At 41.4% G+C, this 22,542-nt stretch carries 21 protein-coding genes; 10 read left to right on the forward strand and 11 right to left on the reverse strand.

Going from position 1 to position 22,542, the window contains the following annotated elements; all coding sequences use genetic code 11:
• Positions 1-44 precede the first annotated feature (44 nt).
• Positions 45-479 (reverse strand): hypothetical protein, encoded by a 435-nt coding sequence (locus CVT14_RS06140; RefSeq protein WP_107849940.1) that lies wholly within the window; start codon positions 477-479, stop codon positions 45-47.
• Position 480: 1 nt separating this feature from the next.
• Positions 481-2,412, reverse strand: coding sequence for a ribosomal protection-like ABC-F family protein (gene abc-f, locus CVT14_RS06145; RefSeq protein WP_107849941.1), 1,932 nt, complete (start codon positions 2,410-2,412; stop codon positions 481-483).
• Between the two features lie 95 nt (positions 2,413-2,507).
• Between abc-f and CVT14_RS06150 the strand changes: the two genes are divergently transcribed.
• From CVT14_RS06150 to CVT14_RS06160, 3 genes are all read left to right on the forward strand, one after another.
• Positions 2,508-3,827, forward strand: a complete 1,320-nt coding sequence (locus tag CVT14_RS06150; protein WP_107849942.1) for an MATE family efflux transporter — start codon at positions 2,508-2,510, stop codon at positions 3,825-3,827.
• On the forward strand, positions 3,782-4,465 hold the full coding sequence (locus CVT14_RS06155; RefSeq protein WP_107849943.1) for a M48 family metallopeptidase: 684 nt from the start codon (positions 3,782-3,784) through the stop codon (positions 4,463-4,465). The genes CVT14_RS06150 and CVT14_RS06155 overlap by 46 nt, the downstream gene beginning before the upstream one ends.
• A 71-nt stretch (positions 4,466-4,536) precedes the next feature.
• Positions 4,537-5,022 carry a tetratricopeptide repeat protein gene (locus tag CVT14_RS06160; RefSeq protein ID WP_107849944.1) on the forward strand — a complete coding sequence of 162 codons (486 nt, stop codon included), beginning with the start codon at positions 4,537-4,539 and terminating at the stop codon, positions 5,020-5,022.
• A gap of 99 nt (positions 5,023-5,121) precedes the next feature.
• Here the strand turns inward: CVT14_RS06160 and CVT14_RS06165 are convergent, their stop codons facing one another.
• From CVT14_RS06165 to CVT14_RS06190, 6 genes are all read right to left on the reverse strand, one after another.
• Entirely contained in the window at positions 5,122-7,188 is a 2,067-nt protein-coding gene (locus CVT14_RS06165; protein ID WP_107849945.1) for a TRAP transporter permease, read from the reverse strand.
• Between the two features lie 87 nt (positions 7,189-7,275).
• Positions 7,276-8,217 carry a TAXI family TRAP transporter solute-binding subunit gene (locus CVT14_RS06170; RefSeq protein ID WP_002940425.1) on the reverse strand — a complete coding sequence of 314 codons (942 nt, stop codon included), beginning with the start codon at positions 8,215-8,217 and terminating at the stop codon, positions 7,276-7,278.
• A 211-nt stretch (positions 8,218-8,428) separates the two neighbouring features.
• Entirely contained in the window at positions 8,429-9,301 is an 873-nt protein-coding gene (locus CVT14_RS06175; RefSeq protein ID WP_021084837.1) for a carbon-nitrogen hydrolase, read from the reverse strand.
• A gap of 1 nt (position 9,302) precedes the next feature.
• Positions 9,303-10,229 (reverse strand): cation diffusion facilitator family transporter, encoded by a 927-nt coding sequence (locus CVT14_RS06180; protein ID WP_021089315.1) that lies wholly within the window; start codon positions 10,227-10,229, stop codon positions 9,303-9,305.
• Between the two features lie 2 nt (positions 10,230-10,231).
• The gene (locus CVT14_RS06185) at positions 10,232-11,200 is read right to left on the reverse strand and encodes an agmatine deiminase family protein (protein ID WP_021089329.1); all 969 of its coding nucleotides are present in this window, start codon (positions 11,198-11,200) and stop codon (positions 10,232-10,234) included.
• Positions 11,197-11,442, reverse strand: coding sequence for a CBU_0592 family membrane protein (locus CVT14_RS06190; protein WP_021089339.1), 246 nt, complete (start codon positions 11,440-11,442; stop codon positions 11,197-11,199). The genes CVT14_RS06185 and CVT14_RS06190 overlap by 4 nt, the downstream gene beginning before the upstream one ends.
• Positions 11,443-11,551: 109 nt before the next feature.
• Here CVT14_RS06190 and CVT14_RS06195 point away from each other — a divergent pair, with 109 nt between their 5' ends.
• The 5 genes from CVT14_RS06195 to CVT14_RS06215 all read left to right on the forward strand — a co-directional run bounded on the left by CVT14_RS06195 (position 11,552) and on the right by CVT14_RS06215 (position 14,883).
• Positions 11,552-12,205, forward strand: coding sequence for an amino acid ABC transporter permease (locus CVT14_RS06195; protein WP_107849946.1), 654 nt, complete (start codon positions 11,552-11,554; stop codon positions 12,203-12,205).
• Positions 12,192-12,860 (forward strand): amino acid ABC transporter permease, encoded by a 669-nt coding sequence (locus CVT14_RS06200; RefSeq protein WP_107849947.1) that lies wholly within the window; start codon positions 12,192-12,194, stop codon positions 12,858-12,860. The genes CVT14_RS06195 and CVT14_RS06200 overlap by 14 nt, the downstream gene beginning before the upstream one ends.
• A gap of 1 nt (position 12,861) precedes the next feature.
• Positions 12,862-13,599 carry an amino acid ABC transporter ATP-binding protein gene (locus CVT14_RS06205; RefSeq protein ID WP_021084805.1) on the forward strand — a complete coding sequence of 246 codons (738 nt, stop codon included), beginning with the start codon at positions 12,862-12,864 and terminating at the stop codon, positions 13,597-13,599.
• A gap of 91 nt (positions 13,600-13,690) precedes the next feature.
• Positions 13,691-14,548, forward strand: a complete 858-nt coding sequence (locus tag CVT14_RS06210; protein ID WP_087581880.1) for a cysteine ABC transporter substrate-binding protein — start codon at positions 13,691-13,693, stop codon at positions 14,546-14,548.
• 20 nt (positions 14,549-14,568) lie between these two features.
• Entirely contained in the window at positions 14,569-14,883 is a 315-nt protein-coding gene (locus tag CVT14_RS06215) for a TfoX/Sxy family protein (protein WP_035142669.1), read from the forward strand.
• 67 nt (positions 14,884-14,950) lie between these two features.
• Here CVT14_RS06215 and CVT14_RS06220 read toward each other — a convergent pair whose 3' ends face one another.
• The 3 genes from CVT14_RS06220 to groES form a co-directional block, all read right to left on the reverse strand.
• The gene (locus CVT14_RS06220; protein ID WP_021089309.1) at positions 14,951-16,318 is read right to left on the reverse strand and encodes a phosphomannomutase/phosphoglucomutase; all 1,368 of its coding nucleotides are present in this window, start codon (positions 16,316-16,318) and stop codon (positions 14,951-14,953) included.
• Between the two features lie 128 nt (positions 16,319-16,446).
• Entirely contained in the window at positions 16,447-18,081 is a 1,635-nt protein-coding gene (groL, locus tag CVT14_RS06225) for a chaperonin GroEL (RefSeq protein ID WP_002940160.1), read from the reverse strand.
• Positions 18,082-18,098: 17 nt separating this feature from the next.
• The gene (gene groES, locus CVT14_RS06230; RefSeq protein WP_009293641.1) at positions 18,099-18,359 is read right to left on the reverse strand and encodes a co-chaperone GroES; all 261 of its coding nucleotides are present in this window, start codon (positions 18,357-18,359) and stop codon (positions 18,099-18,101) included.
• A 168-nt stretch (positions 18,360-18,527) separates the two neighbouring features.
• Between groES and CVT14_RS06235 the strand changes: the two genes are divergently transcribed.
• Together CVT14_RS06235 and CVT14_RS06240 are read left to right on the forward strand one after the other, a co-directional pair.
• Positions 18,528-21,068, forward strand: a complete 2,541-nt coding sequence (locus CVT14_RS06235; RefSeq protein ID WP_107849948.1) for a tryptophanyl-tRNA synthetase — start codon at positions 18,528-18,530, stop codon at positions 21,066-21,068.
• Entirely contained in the window at positions 21,069-22,229 is a 1,161-nt protein-coding gene (locus CVT14_RS06240; protein ID WP_021089332.1) for an MFS transporter, read from the forward strand.
• The last annotated feature ends 313 nt before the right edge of the window (positions 22,230-22,542 follow it).

Below are 22,542 nucleotides of genomic sequence, written 5' to 3' on the forward strand. Positions count from 1 at the left end.
CTTATCATGGCGCAAACCTTTCATACATTTAAATTTCAAAGTACCTATCCAAATATAAAATATCTAAAAATTAAAAACCTAAAATATGCGGATTTACCCATCCAAAATAGAAAACAAGTGGCTGCTAACATAACAAAAAGCCTATAAATGCTAAATTCCAACGTGATCCCATAATAGATAACTCCCAAAGCAAGAAAACAAAGATACAAGGCAACAAGCAAATAAAATAAATTTTCGATCCTTGCAAAAAGTCCTGACTCTTCGCTGCTTTTTGCGATTAGCCTAATTGTCTCTATCTTATTTAAAAACCCAACCTTTTTATATTTTATCCGGACTAGGTCGCCCACTTCATATTTATATATCTCAGGTGAAAATATCTCACTAAACCTCATCTTATCAACGATAATGCTAAGGCTTATAACAGAATTTTGCCTAACAACTCTCGTATTTAGCGCGCTTATCCTACCGATCTTTTTCAAGCTACTCTAGCTCCTCAGCGATCTCAAGCACATCAAAATACTCATTTTCTAGGCTTTCTAGCTGGGCTTTTGCACTTTCTAGCTCTTCATAAAGCTTAGTAAGCCCCGCTTCTTGATAAATTTTTGGATCGCTAAGCCCCTCATTTAGCTCAGCCACTCTTGCTTCAAGGGCTGAAATTTTATCTGGATATGTGTTTAAAATTTGCGTTTGTTTATAGCTTAGTTTTACGCCAGATTTGCTCTTTTGTTTGGCTTCATTTTGACTGTTTGTTAGCTCTTTTTCAAATTTATCAAGCTCTTTCATCTCATCTTCAAGCTCCAAATAGACGCTATACTCTTCGTGCAAGACATTTATCTTTGTCCCCTCAAATGCCCAGAGCTTATTTGCCATCTTATCGACAAAATATCTATCGTGACTAACTAGCAAGATAGCCCCCTCGAAGCTTTGCAAGTAGTCTTCTAAGATGTTGATAGTTGCGATATCAAGGTCGTTTGTCGGCTCGTCAAGCACCAACACATCGTAAGTTTTGGTAAAAAGCATCGCAAGCGCGACGCGGTTTTTCTCGCCACCACTTAAAACGCCTATCTTTTTATCTAAAAATTCCTTTGGAAAGAGGAAATTTTTAAGATAGCCATAGACGTGCATATTTCGCCCACGAACCAGCACGTGATCGCCGCCATTTGGGCAAAATGTCTCTATAAGGCTCTTGTCATCATCAAGGACATTTCTAGCTTGATCAAAGTAGCCTATACTCACCTCGCCTCTTTTTATCTCTCCGCTACTTGGCTTTTCAAGCCCTAGCAAAATTTTAAGCAGCGTGCTCTTTCCACTGCCGTTACGCCCCACAATGGCGATCCTCTCGCCCTGCAAGACCCTTGCGTCAAATTTTTCAAAAAGCATCTTGCCGTCTATACTTTTGCTTAAATTTTTAAACTCAAATAGCATTTTTTTGCGGTTTTGGCTCTGCGTTTGGTTGAAATTTTTACTAGCACGCTCAAGCTCTAGCCTCACGCGCCTTATCACACCTGGGTTTTTCTTTGCCTCTTCACGCATGGCGAGCACCCGCTCTTTTCTGCCCTCATTTCGCTTTAGCCTAGCTTTTACGCCGCGCCTTAGCCACTCCTCTTCAGCCTTTAGCTGCTTTAGCAGCGTCTCATGCGACTTTGCAAGGCTTGCTAAAATTTCCTCTTTTTTGGTTAGATAGTTTGCATATCCGCCCTCGAAATTTTTTAAGCTTGCATCCTCGACCTCAACGCACCTAGTAGCGAGGGCATCGATAAAATACCTATCGTGGCTTATAAAAACTATGCTTTGATTTGAGCTTTTAAGCATATCTTCAAGAAATTTGACCATATAGACATCAAGGTGGTTTGTCGGCTCATCAAGCAAAAGCACATCTGGCTTTTTAAGGATGAGCGCACCCAGTGCCACGCGGCGGATCTCGCCACCACTTAGCGAGCAAATGGGTCTATTTTCATACTCTTTTAGCTTAAATTCTTGCAAAATTCGCTCGATCTTATGCTCGATATTCCAGCCGTCTTTTGCCTCTATAAATTTTAAAAGCCTCTCTTGCTCTTTTAAAATTTCTTTGTTTTCTGGGTCGTTTGCTAGTAAAACACCGCTCTTTTCATACTCACTTATCGCGTCAAATATCTCTTTTAGCTCGTTATTTAGCGCATCTCTTACGCTAAATGTGGCGTTAAAATTTGGATTTTGCGCTAGCATCTCGACGCTTATCAAGCTCTGCACTATGCGTCTGCCACTATCTGCTGCCACCTCGCCAGAGATGATCTTCATAAGCGTGCTCTTGCCGCTGCCATTTTTGCCGATGATCGCTATCTTTTCATTTTCATTTACGCTAAGACTTACGCTGTTTAAAATTTCATTTGCGCCAAATTTTTTACTTACGTCTATTAGGTCGATTAATGCCATTTTTCTCTCAAATTTTAAATTTTTTGGATTATATCAAAAGGGAGCTAAAACCTAATTTGGCTATAATCGCCCAAAATTTAAAAAAGGAGAAATTTATGAATCTTTCTATGAAAAAGCTGGTCGTCCCTATATTTTTAGATATGTTTTTGCACTTTATAACGCTTATCATAAACACCTACATGGTGACAAAAGTGAGCGTGCATCTAGTTGGCGCCATGGGTGCGGGCAATCAAGTGATGGACCTTTTTATGACCATTTTTAACTTTTTAAGCATGGGCTGCTCAGTCGTCGTCGCACAAGCACTTGGAGCAAAGCAAAACGAGCTAGCTTCAAGCGTCATACACGCAAGCATCACGTCAAATACGGTCTTTGGCATCTTTTCAGCCATCATCATCTACGTCTTTGGCTACAACATCTTAAATTTACTAAACGTGCCAAGTGATCTCATAAACGATAGCTTCTCATACCTTCACATCCTTGGCTTTGCATTGCTATTTGATGGCATCGGCATGGTGCTAGCTGCGGTGCTTCGCGTCTATAATCTAGCAACTGCTGTGATGCTAACTTCGGTTTTGATGAACATCATCACCATCTTTGGCAACGCCATCGCTCTTTTTGGCTGGTTTGATCTGCCAAATTTAGGCCTGCAAGGTGTTGCTATCTCGACATTTGTGGGCAGACTAATAGGCCTTTTTGTCCTACTTTACATGCTCATACGCGTGGCAAAAGTTAGAATTTATCTTAGCAAACTGCTTGTCGTGCCGTTTGGAATTTTAAAGAAAATACTCTCAGTTGGCCTACCAAGCGCTGGCGAAAATTTACTCTGGATGGCGCAATACATGGTCGCTTTTGGCTTTATCGCGAGCATGGGCGAGGCAACTCTTAGCGTGCAGACGATCTACTTTCAGATCACACTTCTCATCTTGCTTTGTGGAGCTAGTATCAGCGTGGCAAACGAGGTCATCGTGGGGCATTTAGTGGGAGCTAGCGAGTTTAACGAGGCTTACGCAAGAACCTTTAAAGCCTTGTGGCTTGGAATTTCTATCACGCTCGTCGTCGTTTTGATCGCCTACGCCTTAAAGTATAAGATCATGGACGCGCTAAATTTAGATGAGAGCTTGCGCAAGATAATGCTACCGCTCTTTACCCTCTCGATCGTGTTAGAAGCTGGCAGAACCTTTAACATCGTCATCGTAAATGCCCTTCGTGCAAGTGGCGACGCGAAATTCCCGCTAGCGACTGGGCTTATCTTTATGTGGGGGCTTTCGCTGCCGCTTGGGTATTTTCTGGGCATACACCTTGGTTGGGGCATCGTTGGCGTTTGGATAGGATTTTGCGCTGATGAGTGGCTAAGAGGCCTTGCAAATACATGGCGCTGGAGAAGCAAAAAGTGGCAAGAAAAACGCCTAGTTTGAGACAAAAGAGCCTAATTTTAGAATTTTATGGCTTAAGCGTTTTAATAAATTTTAAAACAAATGTAAAGGCTGTGCGATTAAGAGTTGGCAAGGACGCTAAGATCACGCTTTCTATGCCATTTTATAGCACGCAAAAGATGGCTCTTAGCTTTCTAGAGACGCACAGAATTTGGCTTGAAAATGCTTACAAAAAAGCTCTTTTAAATTTGCCAAAAGATGATGAGATGAAATTTCTTGGGCAAATTTATAAGATCAAATTTGATGAGAGCGTAAATGTGCCATTTTTTGAAGATAAATTTATCATAACGCCAAATTTAAAGGCACTTGAGCACTTTAAAAAAGCAAGAGCAAAAGAGCTATTTTTAGAGCTTGTAAGCTACTATCAGCCTCGTATCAATAAGCCAGTTAGTCGCATCGTCATAAGAGATAGCAAAACTCGCTGGGGCAGCTGCAACCACAAAAAAGGCTATATAAACTTAAGCCTAAGGCTCATCGAAAAACCGCTCTCAGCCGTGCGATACGTCGTGCTTCACGAGCTTACTCACCTGCTCTATCCGCATCATCAAAGCAGCTTTTATAAATTTATAGAGGCCATCATGCCTGATTACAAAGAGCAAGAGCAAATTTTAAAATCATAATTATTTTTCATCAAGTAAGTGTAAATTTAATTATGTTAAAATTGCATATTACTTTACAAAAGGAAATTTAAATGAAAAAAATGATTTTTATCTCGCTTCTTGCAGCTTGCGCTCTAGCAGGCGACTTTGAAGATGGCTTGAAAGCTTATGCTGACTCAAATTTCACTGAGGCTTTATCTAAATTTGAAGCAGGTTGCGCGGCAAATGACGCAAGATCATGCGTAATAGCAGGTGCGATATACCAGGTTGGCAAAACTGACGTGCCAGATAGCAACAAAGCGCTAGAGTTTTACAATAAAGCTTGCCAAGGCGGTGAAAAAGAGGGTTGCTCAGCAGCCGGTGGAATTTATCTAAATAGCGATCCGCAAAAAGCAAGAGAGCTTTTTAACAAAGCTTGCGAGCAAAATGACGGCTACTCTTGTGGCATGATAGGCTCGATACTAATAGAAGCTAAGAAATTTAAAGAGGCTTACACATTTTTAGAAAAAGGTTGCAAGCTAAATGATAAGATGTCTTGCGAGTTTGCAGGCGATCTAAAACGCTCAAAACAGCTTTGATCTTTAGGCTTTTAAAACCTAAATTCTCACTTTTTACAAAATCAATAGAAATTTATAAATGAAATTTAAAAGTTTAGGCAAGAGGGCTCTTGCCTAGTGTTAAATCGCTCTTATTTGATCGAGCGGTTTATCTTTTATGCCCCACTGAGTCATAAAGACAAAGCCATAAAGCCCTGCGGCTACCATGTAAGCGACAAATTCGTTTGGCATCAGACCAAATTTCACGCAGATATTTGGCAAAAGAGCTAGTGGCACGACAGGGATAAGTAGCAACCTCTCCCAAATCCTAAGCTTTGTGACGTAGTAGCCTTGCAGCAAGCTAGAAAAGGCGAACATTCCCACTATCGCCATGCCAAAGACGAGCAAAATTTCAAGTGGATTGCTCATCCAGACTATCCCTTTTGAGTCAAGCGGATCGCCAGTATTTATGCTCTCAATAAGCATAAGTTTGTTGTTAAAGAAAAAGGCAAATGGCAAGATCGCTGTTCTTAGATCGTAAAAAAATCCTTGCACGCCAACGGTTATTGGATTTGCCTTGGCAATGCCCGCTGCTGCGTAGGCTGCGATGCCAACTGGTGGCGTGTCATCAGCTAAAATTCCAAAGTAAAAAACAAAAAGATGTACGGCGATGGCAGGGATCAAGAAGCCATTTTTATGCGCTAAAAACAAGATAACTGGTGCAACAAGACTTGAGACGACGATGTAGTTTGCTGTCGTTGGAAGCCCCATGCCAAGGATGAGCGACATAAGAGCCGTTAAAAGTAGGATCATCATGATATTATCGCCTGCTAAAAGCTCGACTAGATCAGAAAGTACTTGACCAAGGCCAGTTAGCGAGATAGAGCCCACGATGATGCCTGCAAGCGCGGTTGCGATGGCTATTGTGGTCATGCTCTTTGCAGCTGCGACCATCGCCCAAAATATATCCTCAAAGCCAAGAAGCACATCGTTTAGACCTACTTTTTCGCCTGAAGCTAGCTTTTTAGTTGGCTCTTGAAAGATCATTATCAAAAATAAAAATCCAATCGCATTAAATGCTGCAGCTATGGCTGACTCTTTTGCGATTAAAAGCGTATAAAGCAGGATCAAAATAGGCGTTATATAGTGAAGACCACTTACAAAAATTTTAAATCTTGAGTGAAATTCGCTCTGATTTATGCCTTTTAGTCCAAGCTTGACGCTCTCTAAATGCACGATGAAAAATAGTGACAAATAACAAGCAAATGCTGGGATAACCGCTGCCATCATGACATTTGTATATGTCATACCTAAAAACTCAGCGATGATAAAAGCAGCCGCACCCATGATAGGAGGCATGAGCTGTCCATTTACGCCAGCTGCAACCTCGATGGCTCCAGCTTTTGTGCGTGAAAGACCAGCTTTTTTCATAAGCGGTATGGTAAATGTACCAACGGTTACGACGTTTGCTGTTGAGCTACCTGAGACCATGCCAGTTAGGCCACTTGCGATGACTGAAGCTTTGGCTGGACCACCTCTATATTTGCCAAGAAGTGAGAAGGCTAAATTTATAAAGTATTGTCCAGCGCCTGCTCGCTCTAATAATGAACCAAAAAGAACAAAAAGATAGATAAAGCTAACACTAACGCCGATAGGCACGCCAAAGATGCCCTCGGTTGTCAAGAACATGTGTCCTGCGATCTTTTCAAAGCTAGCGCCTTGGTGAGCGATAATGTCTGGCATATAAGGGCCAAAGTGATCATATATCAAAAATAATATACAAATGATAGGAAGCGCTGGTCCCATGACACGCCTGCCAGCCTCGAGCAATACAATGATCGCTAAAAACGATATGACGATATCTTGAGTGATGTAGTCCCCTGTCCTATCAGCTAACTCGTAAAAATAAACCGCTGGATAAAGCACGGCAACAACGCCTACCACGCAAAAAACTAGGTCGTAAAACGGCAAACTTGAGTGAGCCTTTTTATGAAAAGTGACTGGATAGAGCAAAAATACAAGCCCAACCGCAAAAGCTAGGTGCACTGAGCGCGAAATGTTAGTATTTAGTGGGAAATACGCTATATAAAGCTGAAAAACCGACCAAGAGAAACACGCAAATGCGATGAAATAGTTGTAAAAATTGCTATTTATCTCTCTTGTCTTTACTTCGACAAATTGTTCTTCGTTGTCATTAACTTCGTTCATCTTTCTCCTTTAAAATTTAAATATATAAATTTAGAAGAAATTTGCATATTTAAATTTTATCCAGAGGCAAAAGCCCCTGGAGATGGATTATTTTAAGATGCCAGCCTCTTTAAATGCAGCCTCTGCAGCTGGGTGAAGCGGAGCTGAAAGACCTTGAACAAGATCTTCTTTTTTAACTGATTTTAGCGCTGGGTGAAGAGTTTTATACTCATCAAAGTTGTCTAAGATAGCTTTTATCACAGCTTTTACAGCCTCATCTTTTGTATCTTTGCTAGTTACTAAAACAGCTTTTACGCCGATAGTATTTACATCGTGATCGACGCCATCATAAGAGCCTTTTGGGATCACGCCTTTTGCAAAGTATGGTTTTTCTTTAAGAAGGTTATCGATCTCGCTGCCTTCGATGTTTAGGATATCGATCGGTAAAGATGTTGCTGCATCAGTGATATTTGCAGTTGGGTGACCAACGACAAAGCTATATCCGTCTATCTTTTTATCTTTTAGTGCGTGTGGACATTCGCCAACTGTTAAAACGCCGCGGTATCCTAGTTTTGAAACATCAAAGCCCTTTGCTTTAAAGACTTCAAGTGTGCTAACTTCGTTGCCGCTGCCTGGGTTTCCGACATTGTATTTTTTACCAGCAAATGAAGAGAGATCGCTTGTTAGACCGCTATCTTTTGCTACAACGAATGCAAGAAGCTCTGGATAGATCGCAACTACTGAGCGTAAATTTTCATCTTTTGCTCCGTCAAATTTGCCAGTGCCGTTATACTTATCGTAGACGACGTCACTTTGAACAAAGCCAAATGTGAGCTCTTTTTTAAGGACGTTATTTACGTTATAAACAGAGCCGCCAGTTGATTGAACAGAGCATTTTACGTCTGTATTTTTATTTGCCAAGCGGCAGATCGCTCCACCTATCGGATAATATGTGCCTGTCATGCCACCAGTGCCGATACTGATAAATTCTTTTGCTGAAAGTGTTGTTGCCAAAAGCAATCCAGCAAGTGCCAAAGAAGTAGTTTTCATCTAAAATCCTTTCAAAAAATTTAAGGCTATTTTATTCTATAAATTTAGCTTTGTATCTTTTTGATATGATATTTTTATGCCATTTTGGTAAAGTTGCAACTATTCTACACAATCAAGGCTTAAAAAAATATTTTCTTAAGAATAAATTTATATTTCTTTTACGAGCATTCTAAAATTTAAAGAGCTAGAAGTAAAATTTCTAGCTCTAAATTTAATCGATAAATCTTTTTGTGATATTTGCGTAGGCATCGATCCTGCGGTCTCTTAAAAATGGCCAAATTCTGCGCACTTCTTCGCTTCTTTTCATATCTATCTCAACGATCTTACAAAGCTCATCTGTGCTATTTGCGCGGAAAAGCTGCTCGCCTTGTGGCCCGAAAACAAAGCTATTTCCCCAAAACTTAATCCCATCCATCACGCCGCTATCATCTTTTTCAAAGCCCACGCGATTTACTGCAACAACTGGCAGGCCATTTGCCACGCTGTGACCTCTTTGCACCGCTACCCACGCTTCAAGCTGTCTTGACTTTTCATCCTCGCTATCGCCCTCAAACCAGCCAATAGCCGTTGGATAGATGAGAATTTTTGCCCCTTTTAGCGCCATTAGCCTCGCTGCCTCTGGATACCACTGATCCCAACAGACCAAAACGCCAAGCTTGCCAAGGCTAGTTTCAACTGGCTCAAAGCCAATGTCGCCAGGCGTGAAGTAAAATTTCTCGTAAAATCCAGGGTCATCAGGGATGTGCATTTTTCGGTATTTGCCAGCCACACTGCCGTCACGCTCGAAGACAAAGGCGGTGTTGTGATAAAGTCCGTCAGCTCTCTTTTCAAATAGCGAAGTGACTAAAACCACGCCATTTTCTTTTGCCACCCTACCCCAAAAAGCGACGTCTTCTTGCCAGTCGTTTGCGTGATCAAAGAAATTTGTATCCTCGCTTTGGCAAAAGTACTGCGTCTGGTGCAGCTCTTGGCAGACAACTAGATCAGCGCCACCTTTTTTTGCCTCAGCGATTAGCTCAAGTGTCTTTGCAATGGTCGCCTCTTTTGTCCCTTTAAATTCTTGTTGAAGTAGTGCTACTTTCATCTCATCTCCCTTCTTTGTCGTTATATGGGTCTAAATGCGTGGTTATCTGCCACGAAAATTCCTTAAATTTCTCTCTTATCTCAGCTTCAAGCGAGTCAGCCACCTCATGCGCGTCGTAAAGCGAGATATCTTTGTTAAAAACTAAATGCAGCGTTAAAAATATGGTATTTGCGCTCTGCCTTGTGTTTAGGTAGTGAAAGTCTGAAATCCTCTGCTTTGCCTTTATCATCTTGATGATCTCAGCTGTGATCTTGGGGCTTGCTGCGTGATCTAGCAAGACACCAAAGGCGTCTTTGCCAAGACTGATGGCGCTTTGAGCGATGTAGCCGCTTATTACAATACCAAAGATCGCATCTATCATCACAAATCCGCTAAATTTAATGATAAGCAGCGAGATGATGACTGCAAGGTTGCTAAAAAGGTCGACCTTATAGTGCAGCGCGTCTGCTTTAATGATAAGGTTGCCACTTTTTTTAGAAATTTGGTTTAAAAATAGCACCAAACATAGCGTCACAACTACCGAAAATACCATCACCCCAAGGCTTAAGCCAAGGTCTATCTCTAAATTTGGCTCGCTAAATTTCTTAACGCTCTCATAAAATATATATCCAGCAGCCAGCACGATGATAACGCACTCAAATAGCGCTGCCAAGGCCTCCAGCTTTGTGTAGCCAAAGTTAAATCTCTCATCGGCTTGCTTTCTTGACTTTCTAAGCGCAAATAAATTTAAAAGCGAGACGATAAAATCAAGCATCGAATCAATCGCCGAGCCAAGCACAGCGACTGAGCCGCTAAAAAGTCCGGCTGCAAATTTCACAAGTGCGAGCAAAAAGGCGCAAGCTCCAGCTGCGATAACTGCCTTATTTTCGCCCTGCGTGCACTCCTGCTTATTTATGCTGTTAAACTCATAATCAAACGGACTTGACAAGGCTAAGCCCTTTTGTATCTATTTTGACTTGAGCAGTGAAGTGAGCCATTTTGACGGACAAAAACTAGCGAATTTACACCGATGATCTTTCTATCAGGCAGCGCCTTGGCTAGTAAATTTAGCACCTTTTCATCGTTTTCGTCGTTATATGTTGGAACGATTAGTGCGCCATTTATAAAGATGAAGTTTGCGTATGTGCAGCCAAGCCTTTTACCATCATAAAATTTAGGCTTAGGAAGTGGCAGAGCAAGTAGCTTAAAGCCAGTTTTTTTAAGCTCATCTTCCATCCTTTTTAGCTCATCAAAGTGCTCATCACTCCCATCTTCGCAAGCTGCGTAAGCGATAGTATCAGGCGTGATAAAGCGAGCTAAAGTGTCGATGTGGCTATCTGTGTCATCGCCTTTTATAAAGCCATTTTCAAGCCAGATGATACGCTTTAGACCAAATAAATTTTTAAGCTTTTCTTCTATCTGCTCTTTACTAAGCGCTTTGTTTCTATTTTCATTTAGCAGGCATTTTGTGGTGGTTAAAAGCACGCCATCTCCGTTAAATTCAACACTTCCGCCCTCTAGTATCATATCAACAGGCTCAAGCTTAGTTTTGTAAATTTTAGCTAACTCTAAATTTAGGGCATCATCTTTTGAGCTCTTAAATTTACCGCCCCAAGCGTTAAATTTAAAGTCGTAACTTTTTACGCCGTCTTTTGTGCAAACATCGATCATACCGTAATCTCTAATCCAAGTATCGTCAGTCTCAAGCTTTACAAACTCAACATTTTTAAATTTCTTAAACCTAGCAAAATTTGCCTCATCAGGGCAGATGAGCACCACCTTTTCAAAGGGCGTAACAGCAGCCACAAGCTCCTCATAGCCCGCCAAAATCTCCTCTAAATAAGGCTCCCAGTCGCTCTTGCTATGTGGCAGCGATAAAAACAAAAGCTCCTGCTCTTCCCACTCTGCATACGCTCTCACGCTCTCTCCTTATAAATTTTATAAATTCCATATATCGTAATGATTATCCAAAAGACCTCTATCAAAAATGAGCCGAGGTTAAAGTGCACAAAAAGCGAGATTATAAGTAGCACCGCACCTGCTAAATTTATTATCTGGTAGGCTAGATCGCGGCTATTTAGGCGGCCGATCTGAAGTAAAAAGTAGCCCATCACGATACAAATCATCCCTAAAAAGCCGATGATCTGAAAAAGATCGATCAAATTTTATCCTTTTTGTAAGCTTAAATTTAAAGCGTGATCATATCTAATTAGTTTTAAATTTATGATTATGGGATAAAATATCTCCATTTTTCAGATTGGATTAAAGTTTATGGATTTTGAGTTTATTGAGAAATTTTACCCCCTTTTTGTAAGAGCTGGGATTCTCACCTGTCAGATCGCCTTTTTGGGGATCGTTTTTTCTATTTTGATAGGCATTTTTTGCATGGCTGTGAAATTTTACAAGCTAAAATTTCTCTCAAAACTAGTTGATTGCTACGTTGAGCTTTCAAGAAACACGCCACTTCTTATCCAGCTCTTCTTTTTATACTACGGCTTGCCAAAGCTTGGAGTGTCGATGAGCGGCTTTACCTGTGCAGTCGCGGGACTTAGCTTTCTTGGTGGCAGCTACATGAGCGAGAGCTTTAGACTTGGCTTTGAGGCGGTTAGAAGGTCACAGATAGAAGCAGGACTTAGCATCGCACTTAGCAAAAACCAGCTCCTAAGATATGTCATCTTGCCACAAGCCTTTAGTGTGGCACTGCCAAGCATCAGCGCAAACGTCATATTTTTACTAAAAGAGACCAGCATCGTTAGCATCGTAGCGCTTGCTGATCTAGTCTATGTCGCAAAAGATCTCATCGGGCTTTACTACAAGACAGACGAGGCGCTTTTTATGCTGGTTATTAGCTATCTTGTCATCATCTTGCCAGTCTCGCTGGCACTTAGCTACGTCGAAAAAAGGGTGAGAAATGCAAGGAGTTAGTATATTATTTGACACGCAAAATTTACTAAGGCTGTTTGAAGGTCTTGTGGTAAGCACCGAAATTTCGCTCATCTCTATAGTGATCTCCGTTATCGGTGGCCTCATACTTGGCGTTTTGATGAGCATGAAAAATAAATTTATCTATCTTATTTTAAAAATTTGCCTCGAGATCGTGCGCATCATGCCTCAGATCGTCTGGCTATTTTTATTTTACTTTGGCGTTAGCAAGGCTTTTGGGCTGCATATCTCGGCATTTACCGCCTCACTCATCGTCTTTAGCCTTTGGGGCGTTTTTGAGATGATGGATATCGTGCGCGGCGCTATCACCTCGATACCAAAGCACCAGTTTGAGTCAGCTGCCTCACTTGGACTTAGCAAATTTCAAATTTACTTTTATGTCATCATCCCTCTTGCCACAAGAAGGCTGGTGCCTGGAGCTGTAAATTTACTAAGCCGTATGATAAAAACGACCTCTATCGTCGTGCTAATCGGCGTTGTAGAGGTGGTCAAAGTCGGTCAGCAGATCATCGAGCGAAATGTATTTACAAATCCTATGGCGCCATTTTGGATATATACGCTCATATTCTTTTTATATTTTGCGATCTGCTATCCAGTCTCAAAACTATCAAAAAAACTAGAAGAAAAATGGAGCTAAAATGAGCGAAAATATCTTGGAACTTAAAAATTTAAACAAATTTTATGGAGAGCTTCACGCCTTAAAGGATATAAGCTTAGAGGTAAAAAGTGGCGAAGTGGTCGTGCTTCTTGGGCCATCAGGCTGTGGCAAGAGCACAACACTTAGATGCATAAACGGCCTTGAGAGCATCGCAAGCGGCGAGATCGTCATAGACGGCGAAGTGATAGATGCTAAATTTAAAGAGTGGCAAAGGATCCGCCAAAAGGTCGGCATGGTCTTTCAAAGCTACGAGCTATTTGACCATATGAACGTCATAGACAACGTCCTTCTTGGACCTTTAAAGGTGCAAAAAAGAGATAGAGCCGAGGCTGAAAAAACGGCTGATATGTGGCTAAGCAAGGTTGGGCTACTTGATAAGAAATTTGCCTATCCAAAGGAGCTAAGCGGCGGTCAAAAGCAGCGCATAGCCATAGTAAGAAGCCTTTGTTTAAACCCTGAGATCATGCTATTTGACGAGGTTACGGCTGCGCTTGATCCAGAGATCGTTAGAGAAGTGCTTGATGTGATACTAAATTTAGCCAAAGACGGCATGACGATGCTAATAGTCACTCACGAGATGAGCTTTGCAAGAGCGGTTGCAAATAAGATCGTATTTATGGACGCTGGAGCGATCGTGGAGATCAGCGAGCCAGAGGAGTTTTTTACTAATCCAAAGAGCGAGCGAGCGAAGAAATTTCTAAATTTATTCTCATTTTAGAAAAAATAAGAGATAATTTGCCGTTTTTTCAAAATGCGTTTAGAGCGAGATTTGACCGCTCTTATTTACTAAATTTTTCAAAGGAGAAAGAGTGAGAAAATTTAAATTTTTCTTATTAGCATTAGTCGCTACCGTCTTTCTAACGGGTTGTGGTGATGACAAAGGTGCGGACAAAGCGGCCGCTTCAAACCAAGCTGACACGATCGCAAAGATCAAAGAGCGTGGATATATAAGGATAGGCGTTTTTAGCGACAAACCGCCATTTGGCTACGTTGATAAAGACGGCAAAAACCAAGGCTATGACATCTATTTTGCAAAACGCATCGCAAAAGACTTGCTTGGCGATGAGAGCAAGGTTAAATTTGAGCTAGTCGAGGCTGCTGGCAGGGTCGAAGTACTCACAGCTGACAAGGTCGATATCACGCTTGCAAATTTTACAAAGACGCCTGAGCGCGCACAAGTTGTTGATTTTGCGCTTCCATATATGAAGGTCTCACTTGGCATCGTTAGCCCTGAGGGCGCTGTGATAAAGAGCGTCGATGAGCTAAAAGATAAAACTTTAATCGTCAATAAAGGCACAACTGCGGACGCATTTTTTACAAAAAATTATCCTGATATCAAGCTTTTAAAGTATGATCAAAACACCGAAACTTTCGCAGCTTTGGTTGATAAAAGGGGTGCGGCTCTAGCGCATGATAATGCCCTACTTTTTGCCTGGGCGAAAGAGACTCCTGGCTTTGTCGTTGGCGTTGAAGCGCTTGGCGATGTGGATGTGATAGCTCCAGCTGTCAAAAAGGGCAACAAGGCCTTGCTTGATTGGTTAAATAACGAGATCATCGAGCTTGGAAAAGAAAATTTCTTCCACAAAGACTATGACGCAACACTAAAACCGATCTATGGTGACAGTGTCAATCCTGAATCTCTAGTCGTCGAAGGCGGCAAACTCTAAATTCAAAGTGAGTGATCATAGTGAATGAATTTAATGAATATGTTCGCGATAGATTTTCTGAATTCGGCGATATTGTCATAAAATCCATGATGGGTGGATACCTTGTATATTTTAACGGTAAACTGATAGGTGACATTTGTAATAATGAACTGTTTTTAAAGAGAACGCCGACATCGGACAGACTTCTTGCAGACTCAGAACTACGTTATCCTTATAATGGCTCAAAGACGTTAATGCATGTATTCGAGAAATTTGAGGATGCGAATTTGATTGGAGAATTGTTGCGCGGCATGTATGCGGAACTGCCCGAAAAGAAACCAGCAAAAGCCAGATAAGTTGGATGTTTAAATAAAAATTTGAAAAGCATTTTGGAGTAAATTTAACCCAAAATGCTTTTATTGGCTACATTAAGCCCTTAAGCAAATTTGTCACTTTTTGCTCGATCTCTTCTAAGAATTCCTTGCTCTTAGCTTCAAATCTAGTAACAATAACTGGCGTTGTATTTGACGCACGCACCAGCGCCCAGCCATTTTCAAACTGAATTCTTATGCCATCAATATCAATGATATTTTTTATCCTTGGCAGGTCACAACCCTCGTTTTTCACGCACTCTTTTAACTTGGCAACTATCTTAAATTTAGCCTCGTCAGTCGTCTTTACCTTGATCTCATCGGTGCTAAAGACAAGTGGCATCTTATCAAGCTCGCCGTCAAGATCAAAGCCTTTATGCACTAGCTCAAGCACCCTCATCATCGCATAAAGCGCGTCATCAAAGCCAAAATAGCGCTCTTTAAAGAATATATGACCGCTCACTTCAGCTGCGAGATCTACGTTTAGCTCTTTCATCATCTTTTTTATATTACTGTGTCCAGTCTTGCCCATGAAGACTTCGCCGATCTTGGCGATCTCATCATACATATTTTGTGAGCATTTTACCTCGCCAAGCACCTTTGGATGTTTCATATTTAGCGCATAAAGATAGGCTAGCTCATCGCCTTTTATATCTCTTTTTGGCGTTATAACCGCGATCCTGTCACCATCTCCGTCAAAGCCAAATCCAAGGTCAAATTCCTTCTTTTCGATGAGCGAAAATATCTCTTTTAAATTCTCTTTTTCACTTGGGTCTGGGTGGTGATTTGGGAAATTTCCGTCTGGATCTTCATATAAAATTTTCGCATTTAGCCCAAGCGCCTTGACGATAGGCACCAAGCTCACGCCTACAGCGCCATTTGCGCAGTCGATGACAAAAGGCTTTTTGAAATTTTTAAGCTCACTAAATTCTTTTACAAAAAACTCAACGTATTTTTCTAAGATGTTAAATTTCTCACAGCTCTCATCGTCTGCTATTTGCTCACCAGAGGCGATTATCTCATTCACCTTATCTTTTAAAATTTGCAAATCTTTGCCAAAAAAACTATCTTTTTTAATGGTGATCTTAAAGCCGTTATAATCTTTTGGGTTGTGAGAGCCCGTGATCATGATGTTTGCATCGAAATAGTCAGCATAAACGCTAAAGTAGCCAACAGGAGTTGGTAGCAAGCCGATGTTATAAATTTTAAAGCCACCAGCCTTGTTTAGACCGCTTAGCAGATACCTAAAAAGTGTGCTAGCACTTAGCCTTGCGTCAAAGCCAACGCTTAAAGTTTTCACGCCAAATTCGTTAAATTTCTTACCCAAAGCAAGTCCTATAGCCTTGACACTGTCCTCTGTCAAGTCTTTTTCAAAAATGCCGCGGATGTCGTATTCTCTAAAAATTTCATCATATTTCATTGTAAACTCTCCCTAAAAAAATGCAAAAATGATACAAGAATAAATTTAAAAAGGAGTAAATAATTTTATAAATTTAGTGAGGTTAAAATTTAAATTCGAGCTAGAAAGCTCTAGCTCGAAAAGGGCTGCTACATCATGCCGCCCATGCCACCCATTCCGCCCATGTCAGGCATTGCAGGCATTGCTTTTTCTTCTTTTATCTCGCTGATAGTTGCCTCAGTTGTTAGTAGCAAGCTAGCCACGCTAACAGCGTTTTGAAGCGCAACTCTCTCAACTTTTACTGGGTCGATGATACCAGCTTCAAACATATTTACATATTCGCCAGTTGCAGCGTTAAAGCCAAAATTTGCATCTTTGCTTGTCTCAACAGCATTTGCTACCACGCCAGCGTCAAAACCAGCGTTCTCAGCGATCTGGCGAAGTGGAGCACGAAGCGCTCTTCTAACGATCTCAGCACCGATTGCCTCGTCACCTTGTAAATTTAAATTTACACTCTTTGAAGCGAGGATAAGAGCTGAACCGCCACCTACTACGATGCCCTCTTCAACAGCTGCACGAGTAGCGCTTAGAGCGTCATCTACGCGGTCTTTTTTCTCTTTCATCTCAGTCTCAGTCGCAGCACCTACTTTGATAACTGCCACGCCGCCGCTTAGTTTTGCAAGGCGCTCTTGAAGTTTTTCTTTGTCGTAGTCGCTTGTAGTCTCTGCGATTTGAGCTTTTATTTGAGTGATTCTAGCGTCGATCGCTGACTTCTCGCCTGCACCATTTACGATAGTTGTGTTATCTTTGTCGATAACTACGCTTGAAGCTTGTCCAAGGTCGTTTATAGTGGCACTCTCTAGTGTTCTGCCTAGCTCTTCGCTGATAACTTCGCCACCTGTTAAGATAGCGATATCTTCAAGCATTGCTTTTCTTCTATCGCCAAAGCCAGGAGCTTTTACAGCTGAGATGTTTAGCACGCCACGAAGTTTATTTACAACAAGCGTTGCAAGTGCCTCGCCTTCGATATCTTCAGCGATGATTAGAAGTGGTTTGCCACTCTTTTGTACTTGCTCAAGCACTGGAAGCAGGTCTTTTAGATTTGTGATCTTCTTGTCAAATAGCAATATAAATGGATTGCTTAGCTCAACTTGCATCTTTTCAGGGTTTGTGATGAAGTATGGGCTTAGATATCCGCGGTCAAACTGCATACCCTCAACTACGCTTAGCTCGTCTTGGATAGACTTTGCCTCTTCTACTGTTATGACGCCGTCTTTGCCGACTTTCTCCATCGCATCAGCGATAAGCTTGCCGATGCTCTCGTCTGAGTTAGCAGAGATAGTAGCGATCTGAGCGATCTCTTTTGAGCCAGAAACTTTTTTAGAGATATTTTTTAGTGCATCTATAAGAGCTGCCACTTCTTTATCCATGCCGCGCTTTACTTCGATAGGATTTGCGCCAGCAGTTACGTTTCTAAGACCCTCTTTAAATATCGCGTGAGCTAGCACAGTTGCTGTTGTAGTGCCGTCACCTGCTTGGTCGTTTGTCTTGCTAGCTACTTCTCTAACTAGGCTTGCACCCATGTTTTCGATAGTATCTTTTAGCTCAACTTCTTTAGCCACGCTAACGCCGTCTTTTGTGATGTTTGGAGCGCCAAAGCTCTTTTGGATAAGGACATTTCTGCCTCTTGGTCCCATTGTCACTTTTACAGCGTCATTTAGTTTTTTTACGCCCTCGTATAGGCGGTTTCTTGCATCATCAGAGTAAAAAATTTCTTTTGCCATTGTCTTTCCTTTTTAAATTATTTAATCACGCCTAAAATGTCGTCGATGTTTAAAACAAGATATGTTTTATCATCTAAATTCACCTCAGTGCCAGCGTATTTAGCAAATACTACTTTTTCGCCAACTTTTACGCCCTCAGCTTCAGCACCAACTGCTTTTACCTCGCCGCTTAAAGGTTTTTCTTTTGCGTTATCAGGTATAATTATGCCCGAAGCTGTCGTCTTTGTCTCTTCTACGCGTTCGACTAGGACACGCTTGCCTAATGGTTGAAAGTTCATTGTTCATCCTTTTAGTTTAATTGTCTTTTTTAGCACTCTTTATTTTTGAGTGATGAAATCCTAGCATTTTTTTCTGAAAAAGTCAATAATTTATAGTGAATTTTATTAAAAACTTTAGTCTAAGTGACTAAAGTTTTATGATATGTAAAACTAATATAAAGGAATTTTATGAAAAAAGTAGCTTACATAGTTGGCGCGCTTGTGCTCATAGTAGCTTGCATCTTTGGCTTTATCTTTAGCTCAATTGGCAACAAATTTATAGCCAGTAAAATAGAAAAAGAGGCGCTAGCTCGTGGTATTGATGTCAAATTTAAAGAGTTTAACCTTGGTCTTAGCACCTTAAATTTAGAAGTGACCGTGATGAACGCCATAAATTTAAAGGCAAATGGCGAGCTTTCCTTGCTTGCTCAAAGTATGAATTTAAACATGGATATAAACGCCGACAAGGCAAAGGCTAGCGAGCTTGGTCTAAAAAAAGATGTCGCTCTTAAAGCAAACGTGGCTGGTAAATTTAGCGACTTTAAGCTAGCGGCAACTGGCACGGCGCTTGGCTCAAATATAAATTTAAACGCAAATTTAAAAGACTATCTGCCAAAAGCCCTAAATCTTGACGCTAAAAATATCGAACTTTCTGAGATCTCAGCTCTTGCTAAAAAGCCAAATTTAGCTATCGGTAAGCTTGATCTAACGAGCAATATGCAAGGAGTTGATGAGAAAAATGAGCCCATCATTAACGCTCAAATTTTAGCAAGCGATGCAGCGATAAACAAAGAAATTCTTAAAAATGAATTTGGGCTAAATTTAGCAAAAGATATAAGCTTTAAAGGCGGCGTAAATGCTAAATTTGCAAATGAAAAAGTGAGCGCAAAAACCCTTATCATCGCACCTGAAGCCACTTTAAAAGCAAACGAGACGACTTATGATTTAGCTAGTAAAAATTTAAAGAGCGACTTTTCGCTAAATGTGCCTGATCTTGCCCTTTTTGGCAAGTTCTTAGGCGAGCAACTAAGTGGCGCTGTGGATGCAAACGGCGAAATTACAATGCAAGAAAATGCTCTTAAAAACTTAAAAGCTGAGATAAACGGGCTTGGTGGCAAGATAAATGCAAATTTTGATAGCAAAAACTTAGCCCTAAATGCAACTAACATCAAGCTAAAAGAGCTTCTAGCACTTGCCTTGCAGCCTAGCTACGCAGACGGGCAGATAAATTTAAACGCAAATTTTAGCGGATTTGACGAGCTAAAAAAGCTTGCGGGCGAGGCTAAATTTGAGATAAAAAATGGCCTTATAGATAAAGGGCTTGCAAAGCTTAAAAATGCGGCGAAATTTGAGCTAAAAGGTGGCGCCACAGCAAAAGGTGAGCTTGTAAATTTTGACGCAAACATGCTTAGCGACCTTGGCGAACTAAAGGATGTAAAGGGCGTTTATGACTTAAAAAACGGCCAAATTTTTAGCAAATTTGCCCTGCTCATTAGCGATCCTGAAAAATTTAAAGCGGTTAGTGGCTTTGAGGTGAGCTCAAAGATGGCGCTTGCGGGCGATATGAAGGTTAAAACAAGCAAGATAGATGAGCTAAATTTAGGCGGCGATGCCTTTGCTGGCAAGCTAAACGCCACCATAAAAAATGAAAATCTTGATCTTAGCCTAAAAGAGGCGCAGTTAGGAGAAATTTTAGCACTTAGCGGCAACGACAGGCTGGCAAACGCTAAGACGAATATCCAAGCAAAGGGGCAAAATATCTTTAGCAAAAGTCCAAGCGTCACCGCAACGATCGCTTTAAATGATGGCAAATTTAACGCCGCAGCGCTTAGTAAAATGCTTGATAAAAAATTCCCAGAAAATGAGAAATTTAGCTCAAATTTGAGCCTAGATTACAAAGGCGACGTAGCAAAATTTAGTGGCGACTTTTTTAGCTCGCTAGCTGATATAAAGGGCATAGATGGCAGCTTTGACGTGGGCAAAAGCACGCTAAACTTAAAGCTTCAAGCGGTAGTTTCGGAGCTAAATAAGCTTGCATTTTTAGCTGGCCGCGAGCTTCACGGTAAATTTGCAGCCCTCGTAACGGCAAATGGCAAAGTGGATGATCTAAGCGTGAAAGCCACTTCAGATGATCTATTTAAAGGCAAACTCGAGGCAAACTACAAAGGTGGCGTGCTTGATGCAGTGCTAAAAAACTTTGAAGTCAAGGGGCTAACGCAGACTTTAGGGCTAGAGCACCTCTATGACGGCAACGGCGATGCTAAATTTGACTACGAGACAAAGCAAAAGCTCGGTAAATTTGACATCTTACTAAAAGAGGGTCACCTAGCCAGCACAAATCTCACAAACAATATAAAAACCTTCACCGGCAAGGACATCACAAAAGAAATTTACAAAGACGGCAAAATTTATGGCGATATAAAGGGCGATAACGTCATCTTTAACGTAAATTTAAGCTCGCCAAAGAGCGACATAAAGGTTGCAAACGGCACTTACAATACCGCGACAAAAATGCTTAACGCGCCGCTTGTTTGCAGGCTCGAAAAGACCGATCTAAACGTGCAAATTTCAGGTACGACAGACAAGCTAAAATACGACGTCAGATCGCAGTATCTCGAAAATAAGGTCAAAAAAGAGATAGGTAGATTTTTAGATAAAAAGCTGGGCAAAGATGATGACGCAAGCGGCGAAAAACAAAATTTAAAGGGGCTTTTAAAAGGGCTATTTTAGATGAAAAAGGCGGAAAATTTAAAGTATCTAATGGGACTTGGGCACTTTTGTAGCGACATAAACCAAAGCGCGCTTGGTGCGATGCTGCCATTTTTTATCGCGAGCTACCACTACGACTACGCCACAGCCGCCTCGCTCGTGACCACCACAAATTTAGCAAGCTCGCTCATCCAACCACTTATCGGCCGCCTAAGCGACAAAAAAGAGCTACCATACGTCATCCCGCTTGGGCTACTACTTGCAGGCGGGGGCATGAGCCTAACTGGCTTTGTGACAAACTACTACATCATCCTAGTTTGCGTGATGATAAGCGGTATCGGCGCCGCGCTCTTTCACCCAAGCGCCGCAAGGATCGTAAACTACGCTTCAAACGCCAAAAATAGAGCCAAAAGCATAAGTATATTTTCATTTGGTGGCAACGTAGGCTTTGCAGTTGGGCCCATTTTAGTCGCCGTTTTTGTGGGAAATTTTGGTCTAAAAGGGACGCTAGTCTTCATCATACCTCAAATTTTGCTAACACTTTTATACCTCAAAAAGGGCAAATTTATAAAAGCGCTCGAAGGCAATCACAAAAAGCAAATTTCACAAAAAACAAGCGCTCTAAAAGACGATCTGGGTGCATTTTTGAGGCTTTGTGTCTGCATATTTTCACGCTCTATCGTCGCATTTGGCTTTTCGGCATTTTTTAGCATCTATCTCATCAAAATTTTTGGCCTTAGCAAAGAGGCTGCAAATGTAAATTTAAGTATGTTTTTTGCTGCAGGCGCGATCTCTACGCTATTTGGCGGAGCTCTAGCAGATAGATACGGCCTAGTTAGGCTCATCAAAATAAGCCTAAGCATCGCTGCGCCACTAGTCGTGCTAATGCTCTTTATCGACAGCTACGCGCTATTTCTCGTGGCCTCCATCTGCGTGAGTGCTTGCATCAGCCTATCTTTTAGCCCCTCTATCGCCCTTGCACAGCTTTATCTGCCAAACCAGATCGGCCTAGCCTCTGGCGTAACGCTTGGACTTAGTATAACAATCGGCGGTATATTCGCAACGGTCATCGGTAAGATCGCTGACATCTTTAGCCTAACGCACTCGTTTTACTTTATCGCAGCAGTTTCGCTCATCTGCGCGGTGTCGAGCTATTTTTTAAAGCCGGTTAGCAAGATATAAATTTACAAAAATAGCTTGCTAACAGCGGATAGAACAGCCTTGCTATCATCTCTGATGTTGTAAGCGATCTGGCCACCTCTTTTTGATGTCTCAAATGTTGCGGCTTTTACCAAGCTCTTTTGCTCAAAATGGCACTAGATAGCAGTGCCCCGAGCCACAGACTAGATCCTTTGCACACCCGACTTTGGCGCAAAGCTACGAGAAACGCAGTTAAATTTCTCGCCCCTAGAGCTGATTTTGTAAATTTTACTTTTTGGACTTTAAATTTTGTTGAGCAAGCGAAATTTGATACGAGCTGAAATTTAGACAAAAC

The sequence above is a fragment of the Campylobacter concisus genome (assembly GCF_003048445.1).
Lineage (GTDB): Bacteria > Campylobacterota > Campylobacteria > Campylobacterales > Campylobacteraceae > Campylobacter_A > Campylobacter_A concisus_BF.